Source organism: Ruminococcoides intestinale, from assembly GCF_040095935.1.
Taxonomy (GTDB): Bacteria; Bacillota; Clostridia; order Oscillospirales; family Acutalibacteraceae; genus Ruminococcoides; species Ruminococcoides intestinale.
Window position 1 is genome coordinate 135,985 of the sequence record NZ_JBBMFQ010000001.1, and the last position, 15,148, is coordinate 151,132.

The window sequence follows — 15,148 nt, forward strand, 5'->3', positions numbered from 1 at the left end:
ATATTGAATTTGAGGAGTATTGGCAAAACAAAAACGGTCAGCAAAAAACTGACCGCTTAAATATTATTTTAATTTGTCTTTGTTAACCTGTTGCTGATACTTGATGATTTCGTTGTAAATTCTTTCACAGTTGTTGTGATCGTCAAACTGATAGAAATCTTCAACTCTTTCAACATACTTTGGCTTCATTTTACAGCCGTTTTCCATATACTCGCAGAGCAGGTCAACAAGCTGGTCGCTTTCGGTACAAATTTCTCCGAATCCCATTGTATCATAGAAGAATCCGCCGTCATCATAGTGTGCAGGAAGCTGTGACGGATGGAAATATACAAGCGGTTTCTTCATATAAGCAAAGTCAAACTGAACGCCCGAATAGTCTGTTACCATAAGGCTTGACTCCTGAAAAGCTGTTTCGTAGTTGAAATCGCCAACCGATGAAACAACCTCAACATACGGATCGGGGATAAAGTCGTTAACCTGTGAGCTTAAAATCGGATGAAGAACATACTTAATCTTGTAGCCTGTACGCTTTGCCGTATCAATCAACTTTTTATTATTGATAAGGTCGTTGTAGATTTTATAATAGGTTGTGTGCTTGAATTCGGGATTGTAAGCTCTCTGTTCACCCTCGCTTGTTGTAACAGGCATTGCATTGTACATACGCCAGGTGGGTGAAAGCAGAATCTGCTTTTTATCGTTATTGATAAGTCCGTCATATCTGCCGATGCCTGTCATCTTGAGAATGTCAAAATCCTGATAGTTGTAAACATGGTTGCTCAGGTTTTTGTACTCATACTTTGACGCAAGGAAGTACATCTGTGTGTTATCAACAATTCTCTGCTGAGCCATTGCACACTTCTGAACCGAAAGTCCGTGCTGTAAGCACATTGAAGGGAAGTTGCACAAACCTCTGATGAATCTTGAACGATCCATACTGTAGCCGTTGAACGGAAATACATTTGAGTTTGTAATGAGCGCAATATCGGTGTTAAGAAACAGCATTTTGTGCTTGAATGAACGGTTCTTGACAGGCTTGAGTCCGTCAGCCTTTAGTCGCTTGTAATCGGAAGTGTTTTTGTCAATGATATAGTATCTTGAAATGCCGTCCTTTTTGTCTGCACAATATCTGTAAAGATATTCACAGCTGTCACCGCCCTTGTACAGTTTATCGTACATGAGCCAGATTTTCTTGTTCTTGAAGAAAGGTCTTGTAAGCCAATACTGAATTCTTGTAATGAAGCTGCGTTTACTCTCCATGAAAACATATGGGAGAAACTTGAGTTCTCTCTTGAATGTATCCATAGCAGATGCGTGGCAGATTACAATTGTGCTTGAGTTGTCAATATAGGCAACATACTTGTTGAATCTCCAGTAGGAGTTCTTTGGCTTGATTGTAAACTTAGACCAATGATGCAGGAATGAAAGCTTGAGCGGAATAATTGAATCCTTGTATCTTGCAAAGAATGCAACCGTTTGCTGAGGCTTTTCGGGATCAAGCTCAAGCTCAAGGTGGAAGGTGAATTTCTTGTACGCACTGATGCCGAAATATTTTGTCAGAGAATAACGGTCTGTGTTTGTAAGAACCTGTCTTTTGTCGCCAAACTGAACATAAAGCTCAAAATCTTCAAGGTCAAAAACCTGTCTGAACGAGCCGTCAATAACAAGCTTGCCGTCACGGTAGTCCATAACATGCATACCGACTCTCTGGTCTGTAAGCTTAGAAATATAGATATTGTTGCAGTTGAGATAAACCTCTTTTTTGCCCTCGGAATATTCAAAAGGCATATCCTTGAAAACACAATTGTGCTTTATCATATAGAACATCTCGGCGGCTTCCTCACTGTAGCAGAGAGAAACATACTTGTCTTTGTTAAGAACAAAACCGTCATTTGCAAACTTAAAACATTCTCTTGCTGTTTCAAAGAAAACTGCAAGCTCTTCATCGTTCATATTACGCTTGTTGCGGTTGTTCATATTTGCGAGGAACTTTGTTGTAATATTGAAAACAATATAGAACTGAATAAACAGCGGAATATTTCCGTCCCTGTCCTTGCTGTCATTGATGAGAGGCTTTAAGAAGTTGTTAAGCGAATCTGTGTACCAGTCCTTGTAGTTTGTGGGAACATAGTACATAAAGTCATCGCTTACAGGCATAAAGTAGTCAAATTCAATCTCATCAAGATATACATACTCCGGATAATCAAGCTGAATTCTGAGTGCAAAATCGTCTGCGCTTTCGTACTTGAGCTTGTTGTTCATTTTGTATGATTTGAAAATTTCAGTTCTGTAAAAAGTACCCGTAAGCTCAAGATTGATGAGGTTGGGATTATCAAAAAGGTTGACAACGCTTGATTCAAGCTGACCTTTGTTAAGTCTAAATTCCTTTTTCTCTCTGAAAACAGGGTTTACGCAAAATCTGTGACCGGCAACAAAAGGAATTTTTTCCCTTTTGTTGAACACCTTAATGCAACTTTCAAAATAGTTATAGCTGAAAGTGTCGCCGCAATTGCACACCGTAATATATTTGCCTGTTGCTTTTGACGCAGCAAGGTTGCAGGCATCGGCAAAGCTTTTAACCGACTTTGCATAAATCACCTTGCACATTGACATACTGCCACTTGCAATTTTGCTTGAAGTTTTGTCTGTTGCGTCAACAATAAGCACTTCAATGTTCTCTTGATGAATATTCTTTTGCTCGGATATTGATGACAGAGTATCTATTAATTTGTTATTGCTCTCAAGAAAGGGGACAATAACAGAAACAATTATACCGCTCATAGTACCTCCAGAAAAAAATTATCTCATTAGATTATACCACAGTTAGTGAAAAATGCAAACTTTTCTTTGATATTGTATGTCGCAAATTTGCGGAAAACGAGGTAATATGTTGAAATTTTAATAAGCAATAATAAAAAAACAGGCGACAGTCCGAAAACTGCCGCCCGTCAATTGTAATAAAATTAAAAGCTGTCGTCATAAACGGCACGGCAACCGCCGATGAATTTAGGACGGGTTCTTGCGGCAAGCAGAATTGCCTGTCCGATATGGTCAATGCTGAGTCTTACGGGTACGGCAACTCTTTTAAGGTGCATACCGATAAGTGTTCCGCCGATGTCAAGACCTGCGTCAGCCTTGATTTCTTCAAGTGCAACGGGATCTTTGAATGTTTTGTATGCTGTTGTGGCAAACGAACCGCCTGCCTTTGGCTGTGGAACAACATTCACGATTTCAGCGTTCGAAACAGCCTCTCGCTCAACGATGATTGCACGATTGAGGTGTTCACAGCATTGTGCGGCAAGGTAAATTTTTCTTTCGCAAAGCACTTCGTATATACCCTTGAAAACAGCCTGAGCGGTTTCAAGACTTGAATTGTGTCCGATAGTTCCGCCTGCAACCTCGCTTGAAGAACAGCCGATTACAACAATACTGCCCTCTTTAAGCTTGGCAACATCGCAAAGCTCATTACAAGCCTGTTTTGCCTGAGCATAAATTTCTTCATACATATATGTCAACTCCTTGGTTATGTAAATTTTATTCTGATTATATTATACCATTTTTTTTGCAAAGTACAAGTTTTTAATGCAAATGACAGCAAAAGACATAGAAATGTTAAAATGGTTCTTGAAATTTTATATATACAGGTGTATAATAAGACAAATAGATTTATTCTGCAAGTGTTTAAGAAATTTCAGAGCTTTACAATAATCTTATATAACAACATAAAACTGATAATTACTTTCGTTCATATTTACTCCCGAAAAGGTTTGCGGTCAATTTTGGTCGCAAGCCTTTTTGCTTTGTTTACATTAATTTTTTAATGTGGTAAAATAAATGTTGAAAGTTTCGGCAAAACGAAATTGCACAAGGTATTTTTTATATGATTGGAAGATGAAATTATGTGTGAAGTAACAATAAGACGGGCAAAATTTAAAGACATACCGCAGCTTGACAAGCTCCTTTTTGAGGTTCACAAGATTCACAGCGATATCCGCCCTGACCTTTTTACAGTCGGTGAGAAGAAATACACAGACGAGGAGCTTGAGCGAATAATTGTTGATGAGCAAAAGCCGATTTTTGTTGCAGAACATAACGGAAAAGTAAAAGGATATGCTTTTTGTATTTTCAAACAGGATCTTGAAAGCAAGTCGGTCACAAATATAAAAACCCTGTATATTGATGATTTGTGTGTTGACGAGGATACAAGAGGGATGCATATCGGCACAAAGCTGTATAACCATGTTATTGATTTTGCCCGAAAAAGCGGTTGCTATAATGTTACGCTAAATGTGTGGGCAGGCAATGACGGTGCAATGAAATTTTACGAGCGTATCGGTTTTAAGGTTCAAAAAATTGGTATGGAAACAATTCTCTAAAAGAAATATATAAATTTTCGGGTATGGTGATAAGATGAAAAAAATTGCAGTCGGTATTCTGGCTCATGTCGATTCGGGAAAGACTACGCTTTCAGAGGCTCTGATGTACTCCTCGGGCAACATAACAAAGCTTGGTCGGGTTGACCACAGGGATTCGTTTCTTGACACTTTTTCGCTTGAGCGTGACCGTGGAATTACAATTTTTTCAAAACAGGCGGTTATGAAGTACAACAACACGGAATTTACTCTGCTTGACACCCCCGGTCATGTTGATTTTTCGGCAGAAGCAGAGCGTACACTTCAGGTGCTTGACTACGCAATTCTTGTAATCAGCGGAACTGACGGCGTTCAGAGTCACACCTGCACACTTTGGAAACTGCTCAAAAAGTACAATGTGCCGTGTTTTATCTTCGTCAACAAAATGGATCTTGACGGTGCGGACAAGCTTTCCGTTATGGCACAGCTGCGTACAGGGCTTGACGAAAACTGCGTTGATTTTACCTATCCGAACTCCGACGGCTTTCGTGAAAGTGTTGCCGTATGTGATGAAAAAATTCTTGAAAAATATTATGAAACAGATTCCGTTGAAAAAACCGACATAACAGGTGCGATTAAGGAACGCAAAATCTTTCCGTGTATGTTCGGTTCGGCACTCAAACTTGACGGTGTAAAGGCATTTTTGAATCTGCTTGACGAATACACGGTTATGCCCTCTTACGGTGCTGAGTTCGGTGCAAAGGTCTATAAAATTGCAGAGGACAATCAGGGCAACCGCCTTACATTTATGAAAATTACCGGCGGAAGTCTTAAAGTGCGTGAGGTTCTCCAAAGCGAAAAAAATACCAATGCCGAAAAGGTAAACAGAATAAGAATTTATTCGGGTGAAAAATTCACAGCCGTTGAGGAGGCTGTTGCAGGAACCGTTTGTGCGGTAACGGGAATAACATTCACTTCATCGGGTGACGGCTTGGGTGTTGAGAAAAATTCCGGAGTTCCCGTACTCGAACCTGTTCTGACTTACAAGGTTGAATTAGAGGATGGGACAGACGCCCACACAGCTCTCACAAAGCTGAAAACGCTTGAAAACGAAGATCCTCAGCTGAATGTTGTGTGGAACAGCAGACTCGGTGAAATCCACATCCGACTTATGGGTGAAATTCAGCTTGAGGTGCTGAGGTGCATAATAAAAGAGCGTTTCGGTATGAATGTATCGTTCAGCACAGGCAGTATAATCTATAAAGAAACAATCGAAAACACGGTTGAGGGTGTCGGTCATTTTGAGCCGTTAAGACACTATGCAGAGGTTCATCTCCTTTTGAAACCTGCAAAGCGTGGCAGCGGAATTACAATTAATTCCCGTTGCAAAGAGGACTTGCTCGACCGCAACTGGCAAAGACTGATTCTTACTCACCTCTGCGAAAAAACACATCTCGGTGTGCTGACAGGCTCGCCGATTACGGATATTGAAATCACGCTTGTTTCGGGAAAAGCTCACGCAAAGCATACCGAGGGCGGAGATTTCAGACAGGCAACCTACCGTGCCGTAAGACAGGGACTGCGTTCTGCAAAGAGCATTCTGCTTGAGCCTGTTTATGATTTTACGCTTGAAGTGCCTAACGAAAATGTGGGACGGGCAATGTCAGATATTCAGCGGATGAGCGGTACTTTCAATTCTCCCGAAGCCAAGGGCGAGGATTCCGTTCTCACGGGTACTGCACCCGTGTCCGAAATGGGCAATTATACAAAAGAAGTTATGCAGTACACTCACGGCAGAGGCAGACTTTCGTGCAGCCTTAAAGGCTATGAGCCGTGTCACAACAGTGATGAAGTTATTGCACAAATCGGCTACGATTGTGATGCCGATGTTGACAATCCGTGCGGTTCTGTGTTCTGTTCTCACGGAGCAGGCTACAATGTGCCGTGGAATGAGGTCGGTGAGCATATGCATTTGCCGAGTATTCTCGATGCTCCGAAAGACGATGAAATCGGCACAAACAGCGAAAACGCTTTTGCAAAGTGCAAAACTCAGGACGATATTTTTGCTCTCGACAAGGAGCTTATGCAGATTTTTGAACAGACCTACGGTCCTGTGACACGCAGAAAGCACGCTCCCGAAAAGCGTCATGTCAAGGCGGTTTCGTCAATTGACAAGGCGGCTGAAAAGTATAAAAAATCCCCCGTGTATGACGGCACGGAGTATCTGCTCGTTGACGGCTACAATGTTATTTTTGCGTGGGAACACCTCAAAGAGCTTTCCGAAAGAAGTCTTGACGGTGCAAGACACGCTCTGATAAACATTCTCTGCAACTATCAGGGCTACAGCAAGTGCAACCTTATTCTCGTGTTTGATGCGTACAAGGTCAAGGGCGAACACAGAGAGGTTGAAACCGTGAATAATATCAGCATTGTATATACCAAAGAGGCAGAAACCGCCGATATGTTCATTGAGAAAACCTCTCACAAGCTTGCCAAAACCAACAAGGTGCGTGTCGTAACATCCGACGCACTCGAACAGATGATAATTCTGGGCAACGGTGCGTTGCGTGTTTCATCAAGAGCATTTTTAGAAGAAGTCAGACAAGCCGAAAATGAAATCAGAGAAATAATAAATTCTTCAAACGAATTAAACAATAATATGAATTAGTTTTTAAGCATAATAATAAGCCGACAGATACAGCGATTGTATTCTGTCGGTTTTTTTAATTTCTGTTAGGTTTGTTTTTTTCAAGCAAAAGTGCAAAATCTATCAGCAGTTTGTTTTCGTCCGAAGAAAGATTTTTGGTTATTTCTGCAAGCTGTTTTATTGTGGCGTTATTGTTAAGTTCAAATTCACCAATCAGCAAATCATCGGGAGAAACTTCAAGGGCATTGCATACCTTTATCATACATTCAAGTGACATTGCAACAGAACCTGTTTCAAGGTGTGACATATGAATTGTTGAAATATCAATAATTTCAGCAAGCTGTGCCTGCGTGAACCCTTTTTGCTTTCTGTATTTTTTAATTCTGTTACCTATTTCTTTAAGGTTTAGCATTGTTTATCACCAAGTAAATATTATCTTTTAAAAGGATAAAAATAAATAAATTATTAAAGATAGTATTGCTTTTAAAAGGATAGTATGCTATAATAAATACAAATTATTACTGAGGGTGATATGTTGTGTTTTGTAGTAATTGTGGCGAGAAAATTGAGGACAGTTCTTCTTTTTGTAAAAACTGCGGTGCAAAGATTACAAATAATGACAAAACCGAGCGAGTTCAGCTGAAATGCAAGGAATGCGGCGGTGTGATGACAGCCGACAGCAGTAATAAAACTTTGCATTGTCCGTACTGCGGTTCAAGTGAGGTTATTGTCTATGGTGATGCGGTTGAGGTTGAACGCATCAGAAATGATACTTACAAAGAAATGGAATATAAAAAGTGGGAAAGAGAGGACGAAAAAGAACGCAAAGCCGAAAAGAAAAAAGCTGACGAAGCGTACAGAAAAAGCGGCTTCGGTGTTGTTGCAATAATCGGTGCGATAATATGCGGAATAATTGCAATGGGCGAATTTTCACAACTCAGATATTCTTCAAGACTTTTAATTGACGCAATAATTTCCGCATTGCAAACTATTCTTTTTGTCTCATCTGTTTTGTTCAGAAAGGGAGTTATAAAATCCCCGACACAATCGCTTCCGACAATTCTTACCTTAGCAGGTTTAATTTTAATAATCCCGTTTGTAGTGTTTGCCTATTGATTTAGTTTTTTTATTATAAATATTTTAAGGAGAGTAAAACTATGAAAAAGAAAAAATTATTTGCCGCTGCGGCAATGTCGCTTGCAATACTTATGTCTGTGTCATTGTCAGGCTGCGGAGAAAGCAAGAACAATGATAACAGTGTTGTCGAAAGTTCTGACACCTCAGAAGAAAAAGAGCCCACAACCTATGGAACTATTGAGTGGCCTTCGGATGGCCTCGGAAGTTTTATTCCTGTTCCTATCTCTAAGACAGGAGAGATTATGTGGGATTCATCAGATAGCTTTTTGGCAGTTATTGCAAAAACTTCAAAGTCCGATTTTTCAAAATACATTAACAAATGTAAAGATAAGGGATTTAGCATTGATTGTTTGGAGAGCGACACAGGTTATATGGCCGAAAACAGGGATGGTTACAAAGTTACGCTTATATTTGAAGACGACAATACTATGAATGTCAGTGTTGATGCACCTGATGATGAGTCAAGCAATAAAGAGTCTTCAAAGAAAGAGCAGAGTTCCAAAAAGCAGGAAAGCAAAAAAGAAGAAAGCTCTAAAAAGGAAAGTTCAAAAGAAGAAAAGTCGGACAGTGATACTGTTACTCCCTCATTCAAAGAGATGATGGACGAGTACGAAGAGTTTATGGACAAGTATGTTGACTTTATGAAAAGCTATGATGCGAATGATGTAACAATGCTTTCCGAATATACCGAACTTTTGAGTCAGTACACCACATATATGGACAAGGTTTCAAAAATTGATGAGGACGAACTTTCATCGGCTGACCTTGCATATTATCTTGATGTTACAAACAGAGTAAATAAAAAACTTCTTGAGGTTCAATAAAATAAGCAAGCCGACAGATACAGCGATTGTATTCTGTCGGCTTTGTTGTTTTTAATAATGTAAAATCAAATTTCTTCTTCCGTGTCATCATCGGGTTCATCGTAATCGTCACGGTCATTTCTGTGGCGTTTAAAGCTTGCGACTGCCGTACCGCCGGCGATAAGCAGAAGAATTATCGCAAAATCTGTAGGCATTGAACCGCCGTCCGATTCATCGGAGGTGGAGCTATTTTGTGTGTCTGTTTTGTCAGTTGCAAAAGCAAGGGTATTGCTCCCGAAAATCATTATAAGAGCAAGCAAAAACGATACTAATTTTTTCATGACAACACCTCCGCAATATCTACACGAATTATACCATTATAATTCCAAACTAGCAATATTAAATTTGGGATATTAAATCAGAGATATATGTCAATGTTCACCGCAACTGTTCCTGTAGATTTTGTAGGGAAAGGGTTATACAATAAAGAAATTTTAATAAATAACAAAACAAGACAGCCGTAAACTGTCTTGTTTATATGTAATACTATTCGACTGCGTTGTTAATTGCCCTTATTCTGAGCAGTGAAACAATGCACAGAGTAACTTTTATCAACATTATGAAGATGAAAATTATGCTGTAAATATTGAATGTTTCAGCACCGCGAATTATGTCAAGAAGGGTATAAACTCCGTAAGCAACCATAATCATAAAAGTAACAGCAGATGATATAATAATCAATCCGTTTGCCATCGTGCTTTTACTGCGTATGGATTTGTAAACGAGATATACGGGCAATACCAACGATGCAATATCCATAATTTCAAAAATAACATATAAAACATAATTTTCTAACAAGCTTGAGAAAGATGCAAAGGTTGTAAAAAGAGTGTTGAAAATGAATATGACCGGGTAGTCGTCGTGTATTGCCCAGAAAGAATAATCTTCACAATAGTATGTGTTATACAAAAATGTCACTTGTATCCAAATGGCAAGCAGTAACAGAGTTGCAATGAGTACACCTTGTATAATTCCTGTGTACTTGAGAGTTTTATTGTTTTTCATAATCTCACCGCCTTTTGATTAATTACAATTTTTCTGTGTTTCTATTGTATTAATATTATAGCACAATGTAATTCAAAGTGCAATTGCAAAATATTCTGCCATGCAATTTCGTGCGATTTTTACAAAACAATAATCTAAAAAAGGTTCAGATTGACGGTAAAATTAGTTGTAATGAATAAATTGCAGTAAAACTTTTGTGCAAAATAAATGTGCAAAATAAAACCCGACAGCCACACATTGTACCGTGTGACTGTCGGGGAGAGAAGGATTTGTATTAACTTTAAATCAGAATCCCGTTGCAATGGTCAATTTCATGTTGAATAATCTGTGCGGTAAAGTCTGAAAAACTGCGTTTTATCTGCTTGAAATTTTCGTTGAAATATTTTACTTTTATCGTTTTGTAACGAACTGTTTTGCGTTCGCCGTCAAGCGAAAGACAGCCCTCCTCGGTTTCAAATTCACCGAACTTGCTAATGATTTCGGGATTGAACATAACAAGATATTTTCCGTTGTCATTAATTGCGATTATCTTTTTTGCAACGCCTATCATGTTAGCCGCCATGCCCACACAACGGTCAAAATTTGCCCTGAGTGTGTCAAGCAAATCCTGCGCCGTCTGCAAATCTGCCTGTGTTGCGTCCTCCGACTTTCTCTGTAAAAACATAGGATCATGTACAATTTCTCTTACCATAACTCTGCCTCTTTCAGTTTCTAACCCGAGTATAACACATCGGTGTATTTAAAACAAGCCTTACTGTTCCGACTGAATATTGACCGCTGTCCATTCACCGTCTTTATTGATTACGGTAATTCGTGATTTTACGGGTTCGGTTGTCATCCAAAAAGTTCCGTCCTCTGTGTATAAATCCTTTGTGTATTCAATCCACATATATCCCGTGTCTGTGTAAAGCTTTGCGGAGTTCAATTCAACCTTAGCTTTGACTGTGTAATCGCCCTCAACACGGTCATATGAATAATACGCAAGTTCTCCGAATTTTCCTTTGGCGGTTTCATATTCACCGTTGAAATCAATAACATTTTTTATATCATTCAAAAGCGGTTCAAGCTGTTTTTGGTCCGATTGTGAATATCCCTTGTCAAATTCACTTAGCATTTCATCGCTGAAATATGGGCTTTTCGCTGTATCTGTGTTGTCAGCACCGTACATATAATTTGCCCCGATAATAATTAAGGGGATAAGAACAGTAACCAAAATAGCCGCAATCGCAACTTTAATTATTCTTTTCTTTTTGTTCTGCTTTTCAATACTTTTCCATACGCTGTTCATTTCATCGTCAAGGTGTGTCGTTTTGTCAATTTCGGTTTTTGAAAGTGATAAAATACGATTGCATTTATCGCAAGTACGGCAATGCTCCTCAATAAATTTCCTGCTTTCATCACTTGCGGTATTATCGGAATACAAAGGAATTAAATCACGCACTATGTTGCAGTTTTTATTCATTATCATCACCAAGCCTTTCCAATAATCTGACTTTTGCACGGTAATAGGTGACTCGTACCCATGTTTCTTTTTTGCCGAAAATTTCGGCAATTTCCTTATATGACAGCTCTGCAAAAACTTTTAAAATAAAGACCTCACGATACGGTTCATCAAGAATATGCAGATATTTATGTATTCGCAATGCCGTGTCTTTATCCGAAAGCTTTTCTTCTAAATTGCTGATGTCAGCAATTTCTGCATTGTCAAAACCGTCAATTTTCTTTTGCTTACGCAGATATTTTAAATATTCGTTTTTGGCAATGGCACAAAGCCATGTTGAGGGCTTGTACTTTTTGTTGTAGCTTTTGTAATGTTCAAATGCTTTAAGAAAAGTTTCGGCAGTAAATTCCTCTGCAAGGTCGCTGTTTTTACAGAGATTAATCAGGAATCCGTAAACTGTTTTAAAGTTTTGTCTGTAAAATTCTTCAAATGGCACTTTGTCACCTCCCGTATATTAAATCCGCAAATTGCTGTTTTGTTACAGTATATTGAAATTTTATCATAAAAATTTTTTCTGTTCAATGTTTTGCAACAGACAACCTCTTGTCTACATATAAATTACCGAGGTGGTTAGGTGAAATATCCGGAGTTATCGTGCAATGTTTATGCTGAGGTTGACGGTGAGAATGTTTTGCTGATTGAAATTGACAGAGAGGGCAGAGCAAAGGTTTATCATGAAAATTTAAGAATTGACGGGGTGCGGAAAATTTTTGAAGAAATCAACTGCAACATTGAAAGCTACATAAAATATTTCGGAACAAAATAGCACAAAATAAAACGCCCTCCGTTTGGAGAGCGTAATTCTGTGAATTTACAAATTATCAAAATTAATCTTCGTCATCGCTGTGGGCATGGTCATACAGCTTTTGAATATCATCGGGAAGATTGTTCGGGAGCATTTCGTTGATTCTGTCCTCGTTTCCGTCAGCAATGGCAGTATCGTAGTACCAGCACTTAAAGCGGAGCATATCAAGCGTCTTTTGAAGACGCTCAATTTCCTTTTCTACGGTTTTTTTCTGATTTTCAAAAAGCTCTCGCCTTTGCGGATAGGACGAACTGCCCTCGGCGCACCATTGCATAAATTTTCTTATTTCCCTGATTTCAAGTCCCGATTTTTTGAGGCAGTCAATTATGCGGAGTGTTTCAAGCTCTCTGTCGGAAAATCTGCGGATGCCCGACACCCTCTCCATATGCGGAAAAAGTCCCTCTTTATCGTAGTAACGCAGGGTTGAAACAGGAATACCGCACATCTGAGATACCTGACCGATTGTGTACATAAAATCACTCCAAAATATTCTAAAAGGTCTTGACCTAAAGCCAAGTTTATCTGTCAATACAATCATACTGCATAATGATTTGGTTGTCAATTGAATTGTTTTTAAAATAAAAAGTCAAGGCACAAATCTGTACCTTGACTTTCGGGAAGATAATATATTAGAAAACTTATTGTCGTGTTATTTCTTTTCGAGAACATTGAGAAAATCTTCAATTTCGGCAAGCTTTTCTTTGGCAAGATTCTTGCCGGCGTTATATGCCTCGTCAAGCACATCCGTGTTCATCTCAAATGATTTTACATACTTGTGTGACGGGCGGAGTACCATAAGTATGCCGTCCTCCTCAAGCTGTTTCATTCTTTTGCATTGCTCATTATAGCGGTCAAATCTCGTCATAAGAGCGTTGATGAGGTTCGGATAGTCCTTGTATTTTTTGTTGATTAAAAATTCAAACTTGCGATAGTCCGTGCAAGGCTCATTTTCGGGCTTTGTCAAAAGCACAAGCACACGGGAACAGCCCTGTTCAAACGCACGGTCAAAGGGAACAGCGTCGGCAATACTGCCGTCAACATACTTTCCGCCCTCAAATTCGCTTATCTGATAGAGAATAGGAACTGTGCAGGACGCTCTTACGGAGTCAAGCAATCGCTGTTCGCTTTTGTTCTCGGAAAAATATTTTGCCTTGCCTGTTACGCAGTCGGTTGCCACAAATTCGCAGTTTGTATCTGACGCAAAAAATGTATCAAAATCGAACGGATAGTCCTGATAAGGAAATCTGTAAATCATATTGTCAAGATCCATTGAAAGAAAACCGAGAACTGAAAAATCGCCTGTTCTGTGGGGCATAATAACCCTGCGGGAACGACCTTCCTGTTTTGCGGTAAAATCAAGGGCAACCTCAGCTCCCGCCGAAACTCCTGCAACATAGTCAAAGTGTATTTTGTTTTCAAGCAGACAGTCGGTTATACCGGCGGTAAAAATTCCTCGCCTTGCTCCGCCTTCAATTATCAGACCTGTCATAAGGACCTCCGTTGACTCAAAAAAATTTTGGTGCTATAATCAAACTGTTTTATGGGGTGATAGTATGGACGCTAATGTGACTGACCTTCGCATTGTAAAAACAAGAACCAATATAAAAAATTCGCTGATTGATTTGCTTGCCGAAAAAAATGTTTCCAAAATCACAGTGACTGAGCTTGCAGAAAAGGCGATGATTAACCGCAAAACCTTTTACCGTCACTACAACACGGTTCAGGATGTTGTCGATGATATCAACTACGATATAATCAACGATGTTATCAGCCATGCGAAAAAATCCGACCGTGACGGCAACAATCTTGTGAATCAGCTGAATTTTATCGGTCTTTCCATTGTTGAAAATAAAGAACAGATTAATAAAATTCTGAAAAATTCTCCCGAGGTGTTCGGCTCTGGACGCTCTGTTGAGCTTTTGAAAAGATTTATCGAGGTTTCAATAAGACCTGTGCTTAATTTTAAAAATGAAACAAAACTCAAATACCTTGTTGAGTTTGTCGTTTCGGGATTTATCTCGGTTTATGTCCGTTGGTTCAATGACGGCTGTGCAGAAAGCTCCGAAAAACTTGCAGACGCTGTCAACGAGTTCGTTCTCGGAGCATTGTCCGAATATGTTCCACCCAAAAAGCTGATTAACTCATTTTCCAATGAGCCTTAGTAATTGCCTCGAATCCTTTGGGGGAGAGAATAGGCTTTGAAATTTTTTTCATTGTTTCATCGCAAAGACAACGGTTTTCGCAGAATTCCCTGCCTGCCTCCGTGATTGAATCAAGGTATGCTTTTCTCTGCCTTTCAGCTTTTTCTGCAATAAAAAGCTCGCCCTCGGGACATTTTATCATCGTGTAATTGCCGTTACCGCAAATCAAATCAAGCTGTTTTATAAGTGCGGGATACATCGGTTCGGCACTCACATAGCCGCAAGTCGTAATAACCAAAAGCCTCTTTTCGTGCATTGCTTCATCACGCAGTTCATGGAAAGAGGCTTCTTTGTCCTCGGCAACATTTCCCGAATAGGGGAGCATATACGGCAGACATCTGTCGGTTAATGCTTTCATCTGTGACGGCATACCGAAAAAGTAGAGCGGAAAGCTCTCAATGATAATATCGGCAGAATTAATCTTTTCGTAGATTTTCTGCATATCGTCCTTTATAACACATTCGCCGGGTGTTCTGCTCCAACACGAAAAGCAACCCATACACGGCTTGATTGTTTCCTTTTTAACCGTGATATATTCAATCTCAGTGTCAGCCGAAAAGCCGTCAAGAAATGCTTTTGTAATGTTGAGAGTATTGCTTTTTTCGCCCTTTGGACTACCGTTTAATACGAGAACCTTCAT

Annotated in this window: 17 protein-coding genes; 6 read left to right on the forward strand and 11 right to left on the reverse strand. The window is 39.4% G+C overall.

What is annotated here, in order from left to right; translation table 11 throughout:
• Positions 1 to 63: 63 nt before the first annotated feature.
• Together WMO31_RS00590 and WMO31_RS00595 are read right to left on the reverse strand one after the other, a co-directional pair.
• The gene (locus WMO31_RS00590; RefSeq protein ID WP_367999033.1) at positions 64 to 2,778 is read right to left on the reverse strand and encodes a CDP-glycerol glycerophosphotransferase family protein; all 2,715 of its coding nucleotides are present in this window, start codon (positions 2,776 to 2,778) and stop codon (positions 64 to 66) included.
• Between the two features lie 182 nt (positions 2,779 to 2,960).
• Positions 2,961 to 3,503 carry a TIGR01440 family protein gene (locus WMO31_RS00595; protein WP_367999034.1) on the reverse strand — a complete coding sequence of 181 codons (543 nt, stop codon included), beginning with the start codon at positions 3,501 to 3,503 and terminating at the stop codon, positions 2,961 to 2,963.
• A 393-nt stretch (positions 3,504 to 3,896) separates the two neighbouring features.
• Between WMO31_RS00595 and WMO31_RS00600 the strand changes: the two genes are divergently transcribed.
• Both WMO31_RS00600 and WMO31_RS00605 read left to right on the forward strand, forming a co-directional pair.
• Positions 3,897 to 4,373 carry a GNAT family N-acetyltransferase gene (locus WMO31_RS00600; RefSeq protein ID WP_101070251.1) on the forward strand — a complete coding sequence of 159 codons (477 nt, stop codon included), beginning with the start codon at positions 3,897 to 3,899 and terminating at the stop codon, positions 4,371 to 4,373.
• Positions 4,374 to 4,407: 34 nt separating this feature from the next.
• On the forward strand, positions 4,408 to 7,017 hold the full coding sequence (locus WMO31_RS00605) for an NYN domain-containing protein (RefSeq protein ID WP_367999035.1): 2,610 nt from the start codon (positions 4,408 to 4,410) through the stop codon (positions 7,015 to 7,017).
• Between the two features lie 55 nt (positions 7,018 to 7,072).
• Here the strand turns inward: WMO31_RS00605 and WMO31_RS00610 are convergent, their stop codons facing one another.
• Positions 7,073 to 7,408, reverse strand: a complete 336-nt coding sequence (locus WMO31_RS00610; RefSeq protein ID WP_021883681.1) for a helix-turn-helix domain-containing protein — start codon at positions 7,406 to 7,408, stop codon at positions 7,073 to 7,075.
• Positions 7,409 to 7,533: 125 nt separating this feature from the next.
• On the opposite strand from WMO31_RS00610, the gene WMO31_RS00615 reads away from it, so the two are divergent.
• Positions 7,534 to 8,112, forward strand: a complete 579-nt coding sequence (locus tag WMO31_RS00615) for a zinc ribbon domain-containing protein (protein WP_117948599.1) — start codon at positions 7,534 to 7,536, stop codon at positions 8,110 to 8,112.
• Between the two features lie 41 nt (positions 8,113 to 8,153).
• Positions 8,154 to 8,957: a DUF6591 domain-containing protein gene (locus WMO31_RS00620; RefSeq protein WP_367999036.1), complete on the forward strand. Its 804-nt coding sequence runs from the start codon at positions 8,154 to 8,156 to the stop codon at positions 8,955 to 8,957.
• A gap of 65 nt (positions 8,958 to 9,022) precedes the next feature.
• On the opposite strand, the gene WMO31_RS00625 is transcribed toward WMO31_RS00620, so the two are convergent.
• The 5 genes from WMO31_RS00625 to WMO31_RS00645 all read right to left on the reverse strand — a co-directional run bounded on the left by WMO31_RS00625 (position 9,023) and on the right by WMO31_RS00645 (position 11,938).
• Positions 9,023 to 9,277 (reverse strand): hypothetical protein, encoded by a 255-nt coding sequence (locus tag WMO31_RS00625; RefSeq protein WP_367999037.1) that lies wholly within the window; start codon positions 9,275 to 9,277, stop codon positions 9,023 to 9,025.
• A gap of 205 nt (positions 9,278 to 9,482) precedes the next feature.
• Positions 9,483 to 10,001: a hypothetical protein gene (locus WMO31_RS00630; RefSeq protein WP_367999038.1), complete on the reverse strand. Its 519-nt coding sequence runs from the start codon at positions 9,999 to 10,001 to the stop codon at positions 9,483 to 9,485.
• Positions 10,002 to 10,281: 280 nt separating this feature from the next.
• Entirely contained in the window at positions 10,282 to 10,692 is a 411-nt protein-coding gene (locus WMO31_RS00635; RefSeq protein ID WP_021883674.1) for a peptide deformylase, read from the reverse strand.
• 60 nt (positions 10,693 to 10,752) lie between these two features.
• Positions 10,753 to 11,463, reverse strand: a complete 711-nt coding sequence (locus tag WMO31_RS00640) for a zf-HC2 domain-containing protein (RefSeq protein ID WP_367999039.1) — start codon at positions 11,461 to 11,463, stop codon at positions 10,753 to 10,755.
• A complete protein-coding gene (locus tag WMO31_RS00645) occupies positions 11,456 to 11,938 on the reverse strand; it encodes an RNA polymerase sigma factor (RefSeq protein ID WP_367999040.1) in 483 nt (160 codons plus the stop codon). Before WMO31_RS00645 ends, WMO31_RS00640 begins: the two co-directional genes overlap by 8 nt.
• A gap of 138 nt (positions 11,939 to 12,076) precedes the next feature.
• Between WMO31_RS00645 and WMO31_RS00650 the strand changes: the two genes are divergently transcribed.
• Complete coding sequence (locus WMO31_RS00650) at positions 12,077 to 12,268, forward strand: hypothetical protein (protein WP_117969967.1); 192 nt, start codon at positions 12,077 to 12,079, stop codon at positions 12,266 to 12,268.
• A gap of 61 nt (positions 12,269 to 12,329) precedes the next feature.
• On the opposite strand, the gene WMO31_RS00655 is transcribed toward WMO31_RS00650, so the two are convergent.
• Together WMO31_RS00655 and WMO31_RS00660 are read right to left on the reverse strand one after the other, a co-directional pair.
• Positions 12,330 to 12,779, reverse strand: coding sequence for a MerR family transcriptional regulator (locus WMO31_RS00655; protein ID WP_021883670.1), 450 nt, complete (start codon positions 12,777 to 12,779; stop codon positions 12,330 to 12,332).
• A 177-nt stretch (positions 12,780 to 12,956) separates the two neighbouring features.
• Complete coding sequence (locus tag WMO31_RS00660) at positions 12,957 to 13,796, reverse strand: patatin-like phospholipase family protein (protein WP_117931550.1); 840 nt, start codon at positions 13,794 to 13,796, stop codon at positions 12,957 to 12,959.
• A 64-nt stretch (positions 13,797 to 13,860) separates the two neighbouring features.
• Here WMO31_RS00660 and WMO31_RS00665 point away from each other — a divergent pair, with 64 nt between their 5' ends.
• The gene (locus WMO31_RS00665; RefSeq protein ID WP_303675462.1) at positions 13,861 to 14,469 is read left to right on the forward strand and encodes a TetR/AcrR family transcriptional regulator; all 609 of its coding nucleotides are present in this window, start codon (positions 13,861 to 13,863) and stop codon (positions 14,467 to 14,469) included.
• Here the strand turns inward: WMO31_RS00665 and WMO31_RS00670 are convergent.
• The gene (locus tag WMO31_RS00670) at positions 14,444 to 15,148 is read right to left on the reverse strand and encodes a flavodoxin family protein (RefSeq protein ID WP_293641715.1); all 705 of its coding nucleotides are present in this window, start codon (positions 15,146 to 15,148) and stop codon (positions 14,444 to 14,446) included. The genes WMO31_RS00665 and WMO31_RS00670 overlap by 26 nt on opposite strands.

Excerpts from the sequence above, each read along its gene's own strand:
- WMO31_RS00595 (WP_367999034.1), bottom strand. The coding sequence starts at position 3,503 with ATGTATGAAGAAATTTATGCTCAGGCAAAACAGGCTTGTAATGAGCTT.
- WMO31_RS00620 (WP_367999036.1), top strand. The coding sequence starts at position 8,154 with ATGAAAAAGAAAAAATTATTTGCCGCTGCGGCAATGTCGCTTGCAATA.
- WMO31_RS00600 (WP_101070251.1), top strand. The coding sequence starts at position 3,897 with ATGTGTGAAGTAACAATAAGACGGGCAAAATTTAAAGACATACCGCAG.
- WMO31_RS00625 (WP_367999037.1), bottom strand. The coding sequence starts at position 9,277 with ATGAAAAAATTAGTATCGTTTTTGCTTGCTCTTATAATGATTTTCGGG.
- WMO31_RS00635 (WP_021883674.1), bottom strand. The coding sequence starts at position 10,692 with ATGGTAAGAGAAATTGTACATGATCCTATGTTTTTACAGAGAAAGTCG.
- WMO31_RS00590 (WP_367999033.1), bottom strand. The coding sequence starts at position 2,778 with ATGAGCGGTATAATTGTTTCTGTTATTGTCCCCTTTCTTGAGAGCAAT.
- WMO31_RS00665 (WP_303675462.1), top strand. The coding sequence starts at position 13,861 with ATGGACGCTAATGTGACTGACCTTCGCATTGTAAAAACAAGAACCAAT.
- WMO31_RS00660 (WP_117931550.1), bottom strand. The coding sequence starts at position 13,796 with ATGACAGGTCTGATAATTGAAGGCGGAGCAAGGCGAGGAATTTTTACC.
- WMO31_RS00670 (WP_293641715.1), bottom strand. The coding sequence starts at position 15,148 with ATGAAGGTTCTCGTATTAAACGGTAGTCCAAAGGGCGAAAAAAGCAAT.
- WMO31_RS00610 (WP_021883681.1), bottom strand. The coding sequence starts at position 7,408 with ATGCTAAACCTTAAAGAAATAGGTAACAGAATTAAAAAATACAGAAAG.
- WMO31_RS00605 (WP_367999035.1), top strand. The coding sequence starts at position 4,408 with ATGAAAAAAATTGCAGTCGGTATTCTGGCTCATGTCGATTCGGGAAAG.
- WMO31_RS00655 (WP_021883670.1), bottom strand. The coding sequence starts at position 12,779 with ATGTACACAATCGGTCAGGTATCTCAGATGTGCGGTATTCCTGTTTCA.
- WMO31_RS00640 (WP_367999039.1), bottom strand. The coding sequence starts at position 11,463 with ATGAATAAAAACTGCAACATAGTGCGTGATTTAATTCCTTTGTATTCC.
- WMO31_RS00630 (WP_367999038.1), bottom strand. The coding sequence starts at position 10,001 with ATGAAAAACAATAAAACTCTCAAGTACACAGGAATTATACAAGGTGTA.